This window comes from Rhizobium sp. YTUHZ044 (genome assembly GCF_051123975.1).
Classification (GTDB): domain Bacteria; phylum Pseudomonadota; class Alphaproteobacteria; order Rhizobiales; family Rhizobiaceae; genus Rhizobium.
The window spans coordinates 96,350-111,402 of sequence record NZ_CP101426.1; the positions used below are offsets into that span (position 1 = coordinate 96,350).

General features: G+C 62.8%; 16 protein-coding genes. 12 read left to right on the forward strand and 4 right to left on the reverse strand.

The features are described 5' to 3' along the window. Positions 1-34 precede the first annotated feature (34 nt). Together NL154_RS00490 and NL154_RS00495 are read left to right on the forward strand one after the other, a co-directional pair. Positions 35-469 carry a cupin domain-containing protein gene (locus tag NL154_RS00490; RefSeq protein ID WP_434733411.1) on the forward strand — a complete coding sequence of 145 codons (435 nt, stop codon included), beginning with the start codon at positions 35-37 and terminating at the stop codon, positions 467-469. 92 nt (positions 470-561) lie between these two features. Then, positions 562-1,044 carry a RidA family protein gene (locus NL154_RS00495; protein WP_221163597.1) on the forward strand — a complete coding sequence of 161 codons (483 nt, stop codon included), beginning with the start codon at positions 562-564 and terminating at the stop codon, positions 1,042-1,044. An 18-nt stretch (positions 1,045-1,062) separates the two neighbouring features. Here the strand turns inward: NL154_RS00495 and NL154_RS00500 are convergent, their stop codons facing one another. Both NL154_RS00500 and NL154_RS00505 read right to left on the reverse strand, forming a co-directional pair. Next, positions 1,063-1,536 carry an RbsD/FucU family protein gene (locus tag NL154_RS00500; RefSeq protein ID WP_434733412.1) on the reverse strand — a complete coding sequence of 158 codons (474 nt, stop codon included), beginning with the start codon at positions 1,534-1,536 and terminating at the stop codon, positions 1,063-1,065. After that, positions 1,520-2,767: an ROK family transcriptional regulator gene (locus NL154_RS00505; RefSeq protein WP_210629380.1), complete on the reverse strand. Its 1,248-nt coding sequence runs from the start codon at positions 2,765-2,767 to the stop codon at positions 1,520-1,522. Before NL154_RS00505 ends, NL154_RS00500 begins: the two co-directional genes overlap by 17 nt. A gap of 312 nt (positions 2,768-3,079) precedes the next feature. On the opposite strand from NL154_RS00505, the gene NL154_RS00510 reads away from it, so the two are divergent. The 7 genes from NL154_RS00510 to NL154_RS00540 all read left to right on the forward strand — a co-directional run bounded on the left by NL154_RS00510 (position 3,080) and on the right by NL154_RS00540 (position 10,016). Beyond that, complete coding sequence (locus NL154_RS00510; RefSeq protein ID WP_184460047.1) at positions 3,080-4,099, forward strand: sugar ABC transporter substrate-binding protein; 1,020 nt, start codon at positions 3,080-3,082, stop codon at positions 4,097-4,099. Between the two features lie 151 nt (positions 4,100-4,250). After that, on the forward strand, positions 4,251-5,315 hold the full coding sequence (locus NL154_RS00515) for an ABC transporter permease (protein WP_221153833.1): 1,065 nt from the start codon (positions 4,251-4,253) through the stop codon (positions 5,313-5,315). 2 nt (positions 5,316-5,317) lie between these two features. After that, positions 5,318-6,100, forward strand: coding sequence for an ATP-binding cassette domain-containing protein (locus NL154_RS00520; RefSeq protein ID WP_210631700.1), 783 nt, complete (start codon positions 5,318-5,320; stop codon positions 6,098-6,100). Then, positions 6,097-6,729, forward strand: coding sequence for a nucleoside triphosphate hydrolase (locus NL154_RS00525; RefSeq protein WP_434733413.1), 633 nt, complete (start codon positions 6,097-6,099; stop codon positions 6,727-6,729). Before NL154_RS00520 ends, NL154_RS00525 begins: the two co-directional genes overlap by 4 nt. 159 nt (positions 6,730-6,888) lie before the next feature. After that, a complete protein-coding gene (pyrC, locus tag NL154_RS00530; protein WP_210629377.1) occupies positions 6,889-7,929 on the forward strand; it encodes a dihydroorotase in 1,041 nt (346 codons plus the stop codon). 184 nt (positions 7,930-8,113) lie between these two features. After that, positions 8,114-9,292, forward strand: a complete 1,179-nt coding sequence (locus NL154_RS00535; protein ID WP_434733414.1) for a GGDEF domain-containing protein — start codon at positions 8,114-8,116, stop codon at positions 9,290-9,292. A 187-nt stretch (positions 9,293-9,479) separates the two neighbouring features. After that, on the forward strand, positions 9,480-10,016 hold the full coding sequence (locus tag NL154_RS00540) for a glyoxalase superfamily protein (protein ID WP_434733415.1): 537 nt from the start codon (positions 9,480-9,482) through the stop codon (positions 10,014-10,016). A gap of 181 nt (positions 10,017-10,197) precedes the next feature. On the opposite strand, the gene NL154_RS00545 is transcribed toward NL154_RS00540, so the two are convergent. Then, entirely contained in the window at positions 10,198-10,680 is a 483-nt protein-coding gene (locus NL154_RS00545) for a DUF1772 domain-containing protein (protein ID WP_434733416.1), read from the reverse strand. A gap of 96 nt (positions 10,681-10,776) precedes the next feature. Here NL154_RS00545 and NL154_RS00550 point away from each other — a divergent pair, with 96 nt between their 5' ends. From NL154_RS00550 to NL154_RS00560, 3 genes are all read left to right on the forward strand, one after another. After that, the gene (locus NL154_RS00550; RefSeq protein ID WP_434733417.1) at positions 10,777-11,430 is read left to right on the forward strand and encodes a TetR family transcriptional regulator; all 654 of its coding nucleotides are present in this window, start codon (positions 10,777-10,779) and stop codon (positions 11,428-11,430) included. Between the two features lie 72 nt (positions 11,431-11,502). Next, positions 11,503-12,192: an orotate phosphoribosyltransferase gene (locus tag NL154_RS00555; protein ID WP_434733418.1), complete on the forward strand. Its 690-nt coding sequence runs from the start codon at positions 11,503-11,505 to the stop codon at positions 12,190-12,192. Between the two features lie 62 nt (positions 12,193-12,254). Next, positions 12,255-13,181: a carbohydrate kinase family protein gene (locus NL154_RS00560; RefSeq protein ID WP_434733419.1), complete on the forward strand. Its 927-nt coding sequence runs from the start codon at positions 12,255-12,257 to the stop codon at positions 13,179-13,181. Positions 13,182-13,378: 197 nt separating this feature from the next. Here the strand turns inward: NL154_RS00560 and otsA are convergent, their stop codons facing one another. Beyond that, positions 13,379-14,776, reverse strand: coding sequence for an alpha,alpha-trehalose-phosphate synthase (UDP-forming) (gene otsA, locus NL154_RS00565; protein WP_434733420.1), 1,398 nt, complete (start codon positions 14,774-14,776; stop codon positions 13,379-13,381). Positions 14,777-15,053: the final 277 nt, after the last annotated feature.

Here is a 15,053-nt window from a genome sequence, read left to right on the forward strand (position 1 = left end):
TGGCGCCATCGCAGCGGTCGAAGTGGTGAGAGCGATGACGAACCAGGCAACGCAATCGAAGAAATCCGAACCATTCCTTGCGAGCGTCGTGCGCGCCGACGGCAGCCATGTCGCCAGGCAGGGATCGGTCTATTGTTCCGGCGTCTCGGCTGAAAGCACCGGCTCAACCATGCTGTGGCTCGGGACGATTTCGCTGCCCGCGGGGCGGCGAACCGGCGCCCACCGCCATGAGGGACACGAGACGGCGCTTTTGATGACCGCCGGTCGGGAGATCGAGATCTGGTCGGGAGCAGCGCTGGAACGGTGTGAAACGGTTCGCCCCGGCGATTACCTGTTCATTCCGGCCGGCGTTCCGCATGTCGCCGTCAACCGCAGCAGCGAAGACGCCGAATTTCTCGGCGCTCGCAACGACCCCGCAGCCAATGAGAGCGTCGTTCTCATGCCGGAGCTCGACACGATCGTCCCCTGATGCATGTCGCCCGGAACCCTGCAACGGCTCCGGGGCGCAAAACCGCCGCAGGCTTTTGCGCGGCATGCTCCAACCACACCGGGAGGTGCATTATGGCCATCATCGAACAACGTCTGGCCGAAATGGGTCTGGAATTGCCCGAGCCTTTGAAGGTTCGCGAGGGGCTGCGTTTGCCCTTCGCCTGGGTTCGCCTGCGCGGCACGCGCGCTTACATTTCCGGTCATGTCGCGTGCAACCGCGATGGAACACTGGCAAATCCCCTTGGCAAGGTGGGCGCCGAGGTTTCGCCGGAGGAGGGCTACGCGTCGGCGCAGCTCGTTGCGCTCGCCCATCTCGCCAGCCTCAAGCGGGCCCTCGGAGACCTCGATCGGGTCACGGCATGGCTTCGCGTCTTCGCCATGGTGAACGTTGCTTCTGACTTCAACGAAACGCCGCTGGTCACCAACGGCTATTCGGATCTGATCCTGGCGCTGTACGGGCCTGATGTCGGCGCCCATGCCCGCTCGTCCATCGGCATGGCCATCCCCTTGAATGCGCCGGTGAACTGCGAAGCGGAAGTCGAAATCGACGGGTGACGGAAGCGCCCCGACGCTTTAGTAGACGAACGGATCGACCTCGCCCGGCTGGGCGCCTGCCTCCTTCGGATAGATCACCCCCTTGCGCAGGATGATGTTGGCATAGAGCCTGGGCTCGCTGGTCTGGATCAGCGCATGGGCGGCCCGCACCCGACCGTAGAAATCCTGGCCGACCAGCGGCACCACCTGGCGATGCGGCTCGTGGCGGGCGCAGCAGTCGATCATCTCCTCATGCACCGGATCGAGCTTGTCGCGCTCGGCCTTGACAGTCGAGCGGAAGATCGCTTCCGGCACGAAATCGTCGATCGGCAGCACGCTGAGCACGGCGTTGAGCACCGGGATGAGGTGGTGGCCGTCGAGCCGGATCAGCCGGCGGGCATCTTCGACGCCGGGATAATTGCCGTCGACGATGGCGATTTCGTCGCCGTGGCCCATGGCCCGAAGTGTGAAAAGCAATTCCGGGCTCAAGAGCGGATCAAGTCCCTTCAGCATGGTCTACCTCCTTGAAGAGTACGTTCTGGTCGGTGAGATAGCGCGCAAAGATCGGCAGGCTGGCGCCGCCGATGGCGCGTGCCTGCGCGCCGACCGCGCCCTCGATGATTTCGGGCATGACGACGCCCTGCAGGTCGAGCTTGGCGGCTTCGTCGATCGTCGCCTGCACGATGCGGCTGCGCACCCAATGGGGAAAGCCGCCGTCGATGACGGCGGCGCTGAAATCGACGATCGAGGCGGCGGCGACGATCGCCTGCGCGAGCGCCTTGGCGGTGTCCTGGATCCATGCCTCCATCGGCTCGCCGAAATCCACCCAGTCGTCGGCCGAATACCAGAGCGGCTCGGGATCGATGCCGCGCTCACGCAGCATGTTTTCCAGCACGAAGATCGAGGCGATTTCGAGCAATTGCTTGGTTTCGCCGTTCCTGTCGCGCACCGGCAGCGGCCCGATTGCGCCCGCCGTGCCGGTACGGCCGGAAAAGATCGCCGAATTCAGGACGATGCCGCCGCCGATGAAGGAGCCGATGAAGAAATAGACGAAGTCGGGATAGGACGGGCCGACGCCGAAGACGAGTTCGGCGCCACAGGCGCTGGTCGCATCATTCTGCAGGAAGACGGGATGGGAGACGCGCGCGGCGATATCGGCCTGCAGGTCGACATCCCGCCAGACCTCCATGGCGCCCGGCGGCGCTCCGACCTCATCGGCCCAGTTCCAGAGTTCGAAAGGCGCGGCGATGCCGAGGCCGGCAATGCGGCCGCGCTGCTTTTCGTCGAGCTGGTCTTCGATCTCGCGGATGCCCGAGGTGACGAAGGCGAGGATTTCATGCGGCAGCGGATAGGCATAGGTCCGGTGCAGCTGCATCCGGATGCGGCCGACGAAATCCATCAGCACCAGATCGGCGCTGCGCCGACCGATCTTCAGGCCGAAGGAATAGACGGCGTCGGGATTGAGATGCATCGGGATCGACGGCTGGCCGACCCGGCCGCGCACCGGCGCCCCGCGCGACAGCAGCCCTTCCTTTTCCAGGACCCGCATGATGACCGAGACGGTCTGGGCCGAAAGCCCGCTGCGGCGCGCGATATCGGCCTTCGACAGCGCGCCGTAAAGGCGCACCAGCGACAGCACGAGCCGTTCGTTATAGGCGCGCACCCTGACCTGGTTAGCACCACCGGCCGGATTTAAAATTGGCGGCGGGACCGGTGTGTGTTCCGGTCCATCCAAAGACGACATGGCCGCTCCTCCCGAGCGTTCGCCTCCTTCTCCTCATCGAAGGCGATTTAAAAACATGCAGCAACTCAAGGCGGTACAGCGTCCTTCGCGTCTGAAACGCGCTGCGCTCGCTGTGCACCCTAATTCGGTCGAGCATGCCACATCGAATTAATAATTCAATTGGATTTATTTATTGACAAGCGGATTTCTTTCGCTCTTAATTGCCATCGTCAAGGGCACGGGCGGCTTTGGAGCGACAGCGACTGAGCGAAGTGTCATATTTTGAAAATTCCGGCCCGCAGAGGCGGCGCCGGCAAACTCTGGGAGGAGTTCATGAAGAAATCAGTTCTCGCTTTTGGCGCGCTCGCGCTCGGTGTCGCTTTTTCTGCTCCGGCGATGGCGGCTGACGTTTCCGCCTGCCTCATCACCAAGACCGACACCAATCCCTTTTTCGTCAAGATGAAGGAAGGTGCGACGGCCAAGGCCAAGGAACTCGGCGTTTCGCTGAAGTCCTACGCCGGCAAGATCGACGGTGACAGCGAAAGCCAGGTCGCAGCGATCGAAAGCTGCATCGCCGACGGCGCCAAGGGTATTCTGCTGACGGCCTCCGACACCAAGGGCATCGTGCCTGCGGTCAAGAAGGCCCGCGACGCCGGCCTGCTGGTGATCGCGCTCGACACGCCGCTCGAGCCGGCCGATGCCGCCGACGCCACCTTCGCCACCGACAACCTGCTCGCCGGCAAGCTGATCGGCCAGTGGGCCAAGGAAACGCTCGGCGACAAAGCCAAGGACGCCAAGGTCGGCTTCCTCGACCTGACGCCGTCGCAGCCGACGGTCGACGTCCTGCGTGACCAGGGCTTCATGATGGGCTTCGGCATCGATCCGAAGAACCCGGACAAGATCGGCGACGAAGACGACAAGCGCATCGTCGGCCATGACGTGACGAACGGCAACGAGGAAGGCGGCCGCAAGGCCATGGAAAACCTTCTGCAGAAGGATCCGAGCATCAACGTCATCCACACGATCAACGAGCCGGCCGCTGTCGGCGCCTACCAGGCGCTGAAGGCCGTCGGCATGGAAAAGAACGTGCTGATCGTCTCGGTCGACGGCGGCTGCCCGGGCGTCAAGTCGGTCAAGGAAGGCGTCATCGGCGCCACCTCGCAGCAATATCCGCTGCTGATGGCATCGCTCGGCATCGAGGCGATCAAGAAGTTCGCCGACTCGGGTGAAAAGCCGAAGCCGACCGAAGGCAAGTCCTTCTTCGACACCGGCGTCTCGCTCGTGACCGACAAGCCGGTTTCCGGCCTCAAGTCGATCGACACCAAGGAAGGCACCGACAAGTGCTGGGGCTGAGCCCGATCTATTGAAAGAGCAGACGGCCGGGGCTTGATCCCCGGCCGTTTTGGACGGACGATGTGCCGTCGCCCACCGGCTAAGCAACGAACGGATGAACAGGGGTGACGGCCTCCGCGCGGGTTCGGCGCGCGGATGCGGAGGAGGAACCATGACCGGAGCACAGGAATTCGAACGCGTCCTCGACGGCAGCGACAAGAACGTCGCCTCCTTCGAGCACCAGGGCGTCCCGCTGATCAAGCGCGCCCAGCATTTTCTGCACTCGACACCGGCCGCCGTGCCGCTGATCGTATTGGTGCTGGCGATCATCATCTTCGGGGTAGCGCTCGGCGGACGTTTCTTCTCGTCCTATACGCTGACGCTGATCCTGCAGCAGATCGCCATCGTCGGCATTCTTGGCGCCGCCCAGACGCTGGTCATCCTGACGGCCGGCATCGACCTTTCGATCGGCGTCATCATGGTGATCTCGGCCGTCATCATGGGCAATGTCGCCATCACCTACGGCATACCGACGCCGATCGCGGTGATTGGAGGCCTGCTGGTCGGCGGCCTGTGCGGCCTGCTGAACGGCTTCCTCGTCGCCTTCATGAAGCTGCCGCCCTTCATCGTCACGCTCGGCACCTGGAATATCGTCATGGCGACGAATTTTATCTATTCCGCCAATGAGACGATCCGCGACACCGATGTCGACGAACAGGCGCCGCTGCTGCATCTTTTCGCCGCGAGCTTCAAGGTAGGCAGCGCCGTGCTCACCCTCGGCGTTATTGCCATGGTGCTGCTCGTGCTGCTGCTCTGGTATGTGCTCAACCACACCGCCTGGGGCCGGCATGTCTATGCGGTCGGCGACGATCCGGAAGCCGCCAAGCTCTCCGGTATCCAGACGAAGAGGGTGCTGCTCACCGTCTATACACTGTCGGGCGTCATCGCCGCCTTCGCTGCCTGGGTCTCGATTGGCCGCAACGGCTCGATTTCGCCGTCCTCGGCGGTGACCGATTATAACCTCCAGGCGATCACCGCCACCGTGATCGGCGGCATCTCGCTCTTCGGCGGCCGCGGTTCCATTCTCGGCACGCTGTTCGGGGCCATGATCGTCGGCGTCGTGTCGATGGGCCTCAACATGCTCGGCGCCGATCCGCAATGGAAAGTCCTTTTGACCGGCGTGCTGATCATCGCCGCCGTCGCCATCGATCAGTGGATCAGAAAGGTTTCGGTATGACCATGGCTGTCGAACCCATTCTCACCGCCCGCGGCCTCGTCAAGCGTTATGGACGCGTGACCGCGCTCGACAATGCCGATTTCGACCTCTACCCGGGTGAAATCCTTGCCGTCATCGGCGATAACGGCGCCGGCAAGTCGTCGCTCATCAAGGCCATTTCAGGTGCGGTCACCCCCGACGAGGGCGTGATTACGCTCGAAGGCCGGCAGGTGCAGTTCCGCTCGCCGATGGAGGCGCGCGAAGCCGGCATCGAAACCGTCTACCAGAACCTTGCTCTGTCGCCAGCGCTGTCGATCGCCGACAACATGTTCCTCGGCCGCGAGATCCGCAAAAAGGGTCCGCTCGGCTCGCTGTTCCGCATGCTCGACCGGCCGGCCATGGAAAAGCTGGCGCGCAACAAGCTCTCCGAACTCGGCCTGATGACCATCCAGAACATCAACCAGGCGGTGGAGACGCTGTCCGGCGGTCAGCGCCAGGGTGTCGCCGTCGCCCGCGCCGCAGCCTTCGGCTCGAAGGTCATCATCATGGACGAACCGACGGCCGCGCTCGGCGTCAAGGAAAGCCGGCGCGTGCTGGAGCTGATCCTCGACGTGCGCGCCCGCGGCCTGCCGATCGTGCTGATCTCGCACAATATGCCGCATGTCTTCGAGGTCGCCGACCGGATCCATATCCACCGTCTCGGCCGGCGCCTGACGGTGATCAATCCGAAGGAGTACACCATGTCCGACGCCGTCGCCTTCATGACCGGCGCCAAGGCGGTGCCGACGGAGCCCGTTGCGGCATGAGCGTACGCATCGACGACATCGCCGGCGAGGTGCTTTCCCGCGCCGGCGATGCCAAGCGTTTCCTGATCGCCGTCGCCGGGCCGCCGGGGGCGGGTAAATCGACCATGGCCGACAATCTGGCGGCGGCGCTGAAAGCCAAGGGCGAAAGCGCCGCAGTCCTGCCGATGGACGGCTTCCACATGGGCAATGCCATCCTGATCGAGCGCGGCCTCTTGGCGCGCAAGGGCATTCCCGAGACCTTCGATGTCAGAGGCTTCCTCGATATCATCCGCGCCGTCCGCCGGGCCGACCAGGAGGTTCTGGCGCCGGTCTTCGACCGTTCCCGGGAACTCGCCATCGCCTCGGCCCGGCCGATCGATCCCAAGGACCGTTTCATCATCGTCGAGGGCAATTATCTGCTCTTCACGCAGGGCAAATGGGCCGAGCTCGACGGCATCTTCGATTTTTCGATCATGCTGGCGCCGCCGATCGCGGTGCTCGAGGAGCGGCTCTGGGCACGCTGGCGCGGTTACAACCTCGATGAGGAGGCCGCTAGCGCCAAGGTTTACGGCAACGACCTGCCGAACGGCCGGCTGATCCTCGAAAATCGCCGCCCGGCCGATGTGACGCTGGAGATCGCGCTGGCATAATGTCGCGGCGATCGGCTTGACGACCATGCCGGCCGAACTTGTGCAGCGGTGGGATGGCGACATGCAGGAAATTGCGTTGGAGCGCCTCGCATGAATCAATTTCAATGCGACGCGCTTTAGTGCTATCAGGCCGCAGACGCATCGCTTCGGAGGCCTGCCATGCAATCGATCACCATCCGACGTCCCGACGACTGGCACCTGCATCTGCGCGACGGCGCCATGCTGGAAGGCGTGATCGCCGATACGAGCCGCACCTTCGCCCGCGCCATCATCATGCCCAATCTGGTGCCGCCGGTCGTCACCACCGCGGATGCGAAGGCCTATCGCGAGCGCATCCTCAAGGCGTTGCCGGACGGCCACCGCTTTCAGCCGCTGATGACGCTTTATCTGACCGAACACACCAGCCCCGACGATGTGGCGGAGGGTGCGAAGAGCGGCCTCATCACCGCCGTCAAGCTTTATCCCGCCGGCGCCACCACCAATTCGCATGGCGGCGTGCGTGACATGGAGAAGGCGATGCCGGTGCTGGAGCGCATGGCTGCGATCGGTCTGCCGCTCTGCGTCCATGGCGAGGTGACGACGCCCGATGTCGATATTTTCGACCGTGAGGCCGTCTTCATCGACACCGTGCTCGATCCGCTGCGCCGGCGCCTGCCCGAATTGAGGGTGACGATGGAGCATGTGACGACCGCAGACGGCATCGATTACATCAAGGCGGCCAAATCAAACCTCGCCGGCTCGATCACCACCCACCATCTGATCATCAACCGCAACACGATCCTCGTCGGCGGCATCCGCCCGCATTATTACTGTCTGCCGGTCGCCAAGCGCGAGAACCACCGGCTGGCGCTGCGCGCCGCCGCCGTCAGCGGCGACAAACGCTTCTTCCTCGGCACCGATTCCGCCCCGCATGTCGATCCGCTGAAGGAATGCGCCTGCGGCTGCGCCGGCATCTACACCTCGATCAATACGATGAGCTGCCTTGCCCATGTCTTCGAGGAGGAGGGTGCGCTCGACAGGCTCGAAGCCTTCGCCTCGCTGAACGGGCCGGCCTGGTACGGGCTTCAGCCGAACGAGGAACGGATCACGCTGTCGAAGCAGGCCGAGCCGGTCGTCTTTCCCGCCAAGATAGAAACCGGCGCCGGCCCGGTAACGGTCTTCGATCCGATGTTTCCCCTGCATTGGCAGGTAGTGACGTAGGAGGTGCTTCCGCCTTTTTCTATTTTAAATAGAATATTCATGTTAAGTGGCGCGCAGACGTTAGACGCCTAACATTTTCATTGTGCAATGCATCATTTGTTAACGGGTGCATAAGACATTTCTCTCCGCGGAACCCCACGTTGCCAATTATCTGGCGCGCCACCGCTGCGGAGACTGAAGAAGCATGATGCTTGACTACAACTCCCTTTTGCTGGCGCTCGGCGTCTCCGCGGCCTGCCTTGCCGTCACATTGATGGGAAGCTGGCTGGTGCGCCGGGCCGAAACCGTGCTGCTCACCGCCACCATCGGTCTGGTCCTCGTCGTCAGCGGCATTTTCGTCTACAGCGCCTATGTGAGCAGGCCTGATACAGGCTTCGCCATTGGCAGTTTCATGCTGTTCCATGCCGGCTTCGCCACCATCTGGGGCGCGGGCAAACAGTTCCTTACCGGCCGCCTGTCGATCGTTGCCACTGCCATCCGGGCCCTGGCGGCGATGACCTTCTCGATCGTGCCGATGGTTGCCGGATATGACGGTCTTGCCTTCATCGCCGACAATCTCGCCATCGCCCTGCTGCTCTTTGCCACCGCCCGGCAATATTGGCTCGCCCGCGCCGAAGCCCCGGCGCCGCTGCTCGGCATCGCGGCGCTCTATACGCTGACGGCAATTTCCTTCGTTCTCTGCGCCGCCGTGCTGATTGCCGATGGCAAGCTGGTGCTCGGCAAGGCGCCCAGCAACTGGGCGGAGGATCTGAGCCTTGCCGTCTGCATCGCCGGCATGACCGGCATCGGCGCGCTGTCGCTGGCGCTGCATCAATGGCGGCTCGCCGCCCGCCATCGCCTCGAGGCGATCACCGATCCGCTGACCGGCCTGCTCAACCGCCGCGCCGTCTTCGACGAGTACGGCACGCGCCCAATGGGATCGACCACCGCCATCATCGTCTTCGATATCGACCATTTCAAATCCGTCAACGACCGCTATGGCCATGCGAGCGGCGACCGCGTGATCACCGTCTTCGCCGAGGAACTCGCCGCCAATTGCCGCCCTGGCGATACCGCCGCGAGGCTCGGGGGCGAAGAATTTGCGCTGGTGCTGAAAGAGGTCATGCCAGGCCGGGCCGAACTGACGGCTGAGCGGATCCGCAGGGCCTTCGAGGCGCGAGAGATTCCGATCGACGGTGAGGTGTTGAGATGCACAGTGAGCGTCGGCGTTGCGCCCGGCCGCTCGCAGCCACTGGATTTCGACACCATGCTGAGTGCCGCCGATAAGGCGCTTTACGCCGCCAAGCGCGCCGGCCGCAACCGCGTCGAGCTTGCCGCCCACCTGCAGGCGGTGCCCCTCGAGGCATCGCGCACGGCGTCTTGATCCGGGACGACGCGTCTCATACGATCGCCCTTGGCCGGATGCGGCCAGCCGCCCGCGACGCATCAGCGTTATGGTGAATGCATCCAGAGATATCCTTCACATCCCTTGCCGTTTGGCGATCGATGGCGAACGGGTCAGCAGACGCGGGCACTGATCGTCCTGTTTGCCGCCGACGGAAGGATTCACTATGCGCGATTTTCGCGATGCCAAGCTCATGGCAAAGACATTGCGGCAAGCCCTTGCCAACCGCAATATTTCTCTCACCCACAGCGAGACGCTCGAAATCGTCGCCCGGCAATTCGGGCTCGAGCAATGGAATATCCTCTCGGCCAAGATCGATGCGGCGGGTTCAGGCCGCGCCGCCATCGGCATCGAGCCGCCGATGCCGATCTTCCGTATCTTCTCGGTCGAAAAGGCGATGGAATTCTATTGCGGTTTCCTCGGCTTCACGCTCGACTGGGAACATCGCTTCGGCGAAAACTTCCCGCTCTATTGCCAGGTGTCGCGTGAGGGTATGGCGCTGCACTTGAGCGAACATTCCGGCGACGCCAGCCCCGGCGCCAAGGCCTTCGTCCGCGTCGCCAATGTGCGCGCCTATCACGCCGAACTCATCGGCAAGGATTACCGCTATATGAAGCCCGGCGTCGAGGAAGCGCCCTGGGGGCTGGAGATGACCGTCATCGATCCCTTCAGTAATCGCATCGTCTTTTGCGAGCAGAAATAACCGAGGAGACAGTCGGTCAACTCCTCTTTCGGAATGCTCGAACTGTTTGAAGGCTGACCGTTGCAGAATGTATCTGTGGCGACGGTCACCACACGCGATGCCGTTGCCGCGAAGTCATGCCATATCCGCACCCTCCAACGTCCCTCATCCTCGAGGCTCTCGGATGAGGCCTGCGCCCCTGCTAAATCATCATCAGCGCCCGCACAAAAGCGACCGAGGCAAGCAGCGAGGCGATGGTGCGTACATGGTTCCACCACGTCCAGTCCCGGAGATAGGTCGTCCAAAGCGCCGCCGCTTCCGCGCCGCCGCCGCTGACCTTTTCCAGTGCGTCGTTCATCGGCACGTTGAAGATGATCGTCGAGAGGAAGGAGGCAAAGACATAGAGGGCTGCACCCCCCAGCATCAGCGCGGACGCCCCGCCGCGCCAGTTGATCAGCGCCAGCACAGCAATGACCAGGCAGAGGATCGCCGTCGGTACGAACAGCGCCATGAAGGGCGAGCGGACGATCGTCACGTTGATCGAATTCATCGCGGCAATGCCCTGTTCCGCCGGAATGCGCGAGAAGGCGGTCATGATGAAGGTGGAGAAGGCGAAGAAGATGCCGGCGACCAAGCCGCTGCCGATCGCCGCGGCGACGAGGGAAAGAATGAGGACCATCTGCATGTCGAAACTCCTTCCTGATGAAACAAGAGAAACTCTCTTGTTTGTAAAATCGGATAAACTCTCTTATTTTCTTTGTCAACAGGCAAAGGAGAGAACATGTCGGGGCAGCCGGCGGCAACGCGCAGACGTCACCAGGAGCATAGCGGCCAGCCGCGACGCATCCCGCGCCAGCAGCGCGGCCGCGAGCGTTTCGAAAAAATCCTCGCCGTCGCCGCCGAACTGATCGAAAGTCATGGCAGCGACGGCCTGAAGATGAGCGAGATCGTCGAAAAGGCGGGCCTTTCCTTCGGCGCCCTCTACCAGTATTTCCCCGACAAGAGCGCCATCATCCGGACATTGGCCGAACGCTTCAACGAGGAGGGCCGGCGCTGTGTCGAGGCGGAACTGGCGAAGGTCGTCGACGCCGCGGCCCTGCCAGGCGCGCTCGCCAGGATCGTCGACGAATATTACGCCTTCTTCCGCCGCGAGCCCGTGATGCGCGACATCTGGCACGCGACCCATACCGACAAGCTGCTGCAGCAGGTCGACGCCGAAGATATGGAATTCCATGCTCAGGCGTTTCTCGCCCTGCTCGTGCGCCTCTGGCCGGATCGGAACCGCAGCGAACTTCAGGCGATCGCCCGGCTGACGATGCAGCTGCTTGCCGCCGCCGTGCGTTATGCCGTTTCGCTGGATGCCGAGGAGGGGGCCCGAACGATCGCCCTGTTCAAGACGATGCAAGGGCCCGATATCGGCCGTCTCTTGCTGTAATAGCTCGCCTGCGTCTGGAAACGGTGGGCGCTTGCTGCTATTGCCGGAGACGCAAAACCGATGGAGAGCCCGATGATCCAGACCACATTTCCCGACCGCGCCCTGATGGCCGAACTGGTGGCCAAGATGCTCTGGGAGATCAAGGCGGTGCATTTCAATGCGGCCCAGCCTTACAAGCTCTCTTCCGGGATGGCGAGCCCGGTCTATATCGATTGCCGCAAGCTCTTGTCCTACCCGCGCATCCGTTCGACGGTGATGGATTTTGCCGCCAGCACGCTCTTGCGCGATGCCGGTTTTGAGCAGTTCGATTGCATCGCCGGCGGCGAGACCGCCGGCATTCCCTTCGCCGCCCTGCTCGCCGATCGCCTCGGCCTGCCGATGATCTATGTCCGCAAGCAGCCGAAGGGCCATGGCCGCAATGCCCAGATCGAAGGCAATATGCCGGACGGTTCGCGCGTGCTCGTCATCGAGGACCTGACGACGGCTGGCGGCAGCATGTTCAAGTTCATCGACGCCATTCGCGCCGCCGGCGGCATTGTCGATCACGGCATCGCGCTGTTCTTCTACGGCATTTTCGGCGACCAGCGTTTTGCCGACGGCAAAGTCAGGCTGCATCACATCGCCACCTGGCGCAGCGTCCTTGCGGTTGCCAGGGCAGAGAAGCTTTTCGACGACAAGACGCTTGCAGAGGTCGAGGCCTTCCTCGACGCGCCGCTGGCATGGTCGGCGAGGAATGGTGGAGTCAGTGAGCTTTCGCTCTAATCGGTTGACAAAAGCTCACTTAAGCGCTTGATGAAGATAGAAATGCTGTTGGGAGGAATCCGATGATTTTGTGCTGCGGCGAAGCCCTGATTGACATGCTGCCGAGGGACACGACGCTTGGCGAAAAGGGCTTTGCGCCCTATGCCGGCGGCGCGATCTTCAACACCGCCATCGCGCTCGGCCGCCTCGGCATTCCCACCGCCTTCTTCACCGGCATTGCCGACGACATGATGGGCGAAATCCTGCTGGCGACGCTGAAGGCGAGCAACGTCGATTACAGCCCATGCGCCATCACTCCGCGGCCCTCGACGATCGCCTTCGTCAAGCTCGTCAACGGCCAGGCGACCTATGCCTTCTATGACGAAGGCACGGCCGGCCGGATGATCACCGAGGCGGACCTGCCGACGCTTGACGATGATTGCGAAGCACTGCATTTCGGCGCGATCAGCCTGATCCCGAGCCCCTGCGGCGAAACGTACGAAGCCTTGCTCGACCGCGAAGCCGCCCGCCGCGTGATTTCGCTCGACCCCAACATTCGCCCGGGCTTCATCAAGGACAAGCCGGCGCATCTGGCCCGCATCCGGCGCATGGCGGCAAAGGCCGACATCGTCAAATTTTCCGACGAGGATCTCGACTGGTTCGGGCTCCAAGGTGACCACGACGCGCTCGCCGCCCATTGGCTCGCCCACGGCGCCAAGCTCGTCGTCATCACCAAGGGCGCCGAAGGCGCGTCCGGCTATACCAGGGATCGCAAGGTGACGGTGCCGAGTGAACGCGTTGCCGTCGTCGACACGGTCGGCGCCGGCGATACCTTCGACGCCGGCGTGCTGGCCTCGCTGAAGATGGACAATCTGCTGAGCAAAGAACAGGTCGCCTCGCTCGACGAACAGGCGGTGCGCAACGCCCTGACGCTCGGCGCCAAGGCGGCCGCCGTCACCGTCTCCCGCGCCGGCGCCAATCCGCCATGGGCGCATGAGATCGGGCTTTAAGGCTTAAGCGAGCATCGGCCCCTCATCCGCCGGCACCTTCCTCCCGCTTCCGGGGCGAAGGAAATGTGCCGCGACGTTCCGATTTCCTCTTCTCCCCGTGGGGAGAAGAGATATGCGGCAACGTTTCGATCCCCTCTTCTCCCGTCGGGGATCCGAAGGACCGGTCGGCACCGATCGATCAAGAAACGATCCGGGAGTCACCCCCCCGGTTGAAGCTCTGGAGCGGTCACCAGATCCCGCAGGAAGGTTTCGCACCACAGTGAGACATCGTGCGAGAGCAGGTGTTCCATCATCATGCTCCAGCGGTCGCGGCGCTCCTCGAGCGACATGGCAAGGCCGCGGGCAAGCGCATTGGCGGTGCCCTCGACATCATAGGGATTAACCAGCAGCGCGCCCCTCAACTCCCGTGCCGCACCGGCGAAGCGCGACAGCACCAGAACGCCCGGGCGATCCGGATCCTGGGCGGCGACATATTCCTTGGCGACGAGGTTCATGCCGTCGCGCAACGGCGTCACCAGCCCGATCCTCGCCAGGCGGTAGAGGCCGGCGAGCACGTTGCGGCTGATCGATCGGTTGACATAGCGGATCGGTACCCAGTCGACCGTTCCGATGCCGCCGTTCACGCGGCCGGCCTGTTCGGCGACCATCTTCTGCATATGCTCGTATTCGGGGACCTCCGATCGCGATTTCGGCGTGACCTGCAGATAGGTGACCTTGTTCTGGTAGGCGGGATTGGTGGTCAGGAAGCGTTCGAACGCTTCCAGCCGCTGAATGATGCCCTTCGAATAATCGAGGCGGTCGACGCCGATGATCATATCCCGGCCTTCGATGCTGCGCCGGGTCTTTTGCACCATGACATTGTTTGCGGCTTTCTCGGCGAATTCGGCGAATCCAGCAGTCTCGATCCCGATCGGATAGGCGCCGGCCTTGAAAATCCGCCCGTGGGAATCGAACAGCCCGTTTCCGAGGTCGTCGCCGATGCCCTCCCGTCTCAAGTAACCGGCGAAGTTCTGGAGGTCGTAATCGGTCTGGAAGCCGACGAGATCGTAATGGGAGAGGCCGCGCATGATCTCTTCATGAACGGGCATGGTGACGAGAATATCGGCCGGCGGCCAGGGAATGTGCAGGAAGAAGCCGATCCTGTTCTTCAGCCCCATTTGCCGCAGTTCGGCGGCCAGCGGAATCAGGTGGTAATCATGAACCCAGATGATGTCGTCCTTCTCGATCATCGGCGCCAGCCGGTGCGCGAAGAAACGGTTGACGCGGAAATAGCCGGCCATTTCCTTCCGGCCATATTCGGCGAGGTCGAGGCGGTAGTGACAGATCGGCCAGAGAACGCGGTTTGCAAAGCCGCGATAATATTCCTCGACATCGGTGTCGGTGAGATCGGTCAGCGCATAGGTGATGTTGCCCTTCTGCAGCAGCGAGAGCGGGCCAGGCTCCCTTTCTCCGCTCGACTCTCCCGACCATCCCATCCAGATGCCGCCGCGCGCCTGCAGGGCTGCCTGCAGCGCAACCGCGAGGCCGCCGGCCGCGGCACTGCCATCCTTGGCTGGCATGGGGACACGATTGGAAACGACGATAAGACGGCTCATGAGCTTCCTTTAGTGATGATGAAACGTGAAAACGCTCTGTGCCGGGCGCCTTGGAGAGCCTTATGGACGGGGCAGGGACGATCCGATGCTGGCGCCGCCATCGAAAGGACACGTCCGGACGCGAGTGGCCCATGTATAGGCTTCGGAAAACGGTGAAACGGGGTGTCGTCCCCGGTTTGATAGGCCATGTCGTCGGAAGTACCCTGCGCACAGATTTTGCTTGAATCTAGGGCGACGACGGTGGATTGAAAGAATTCTTTCTACAATTTTCTATTAG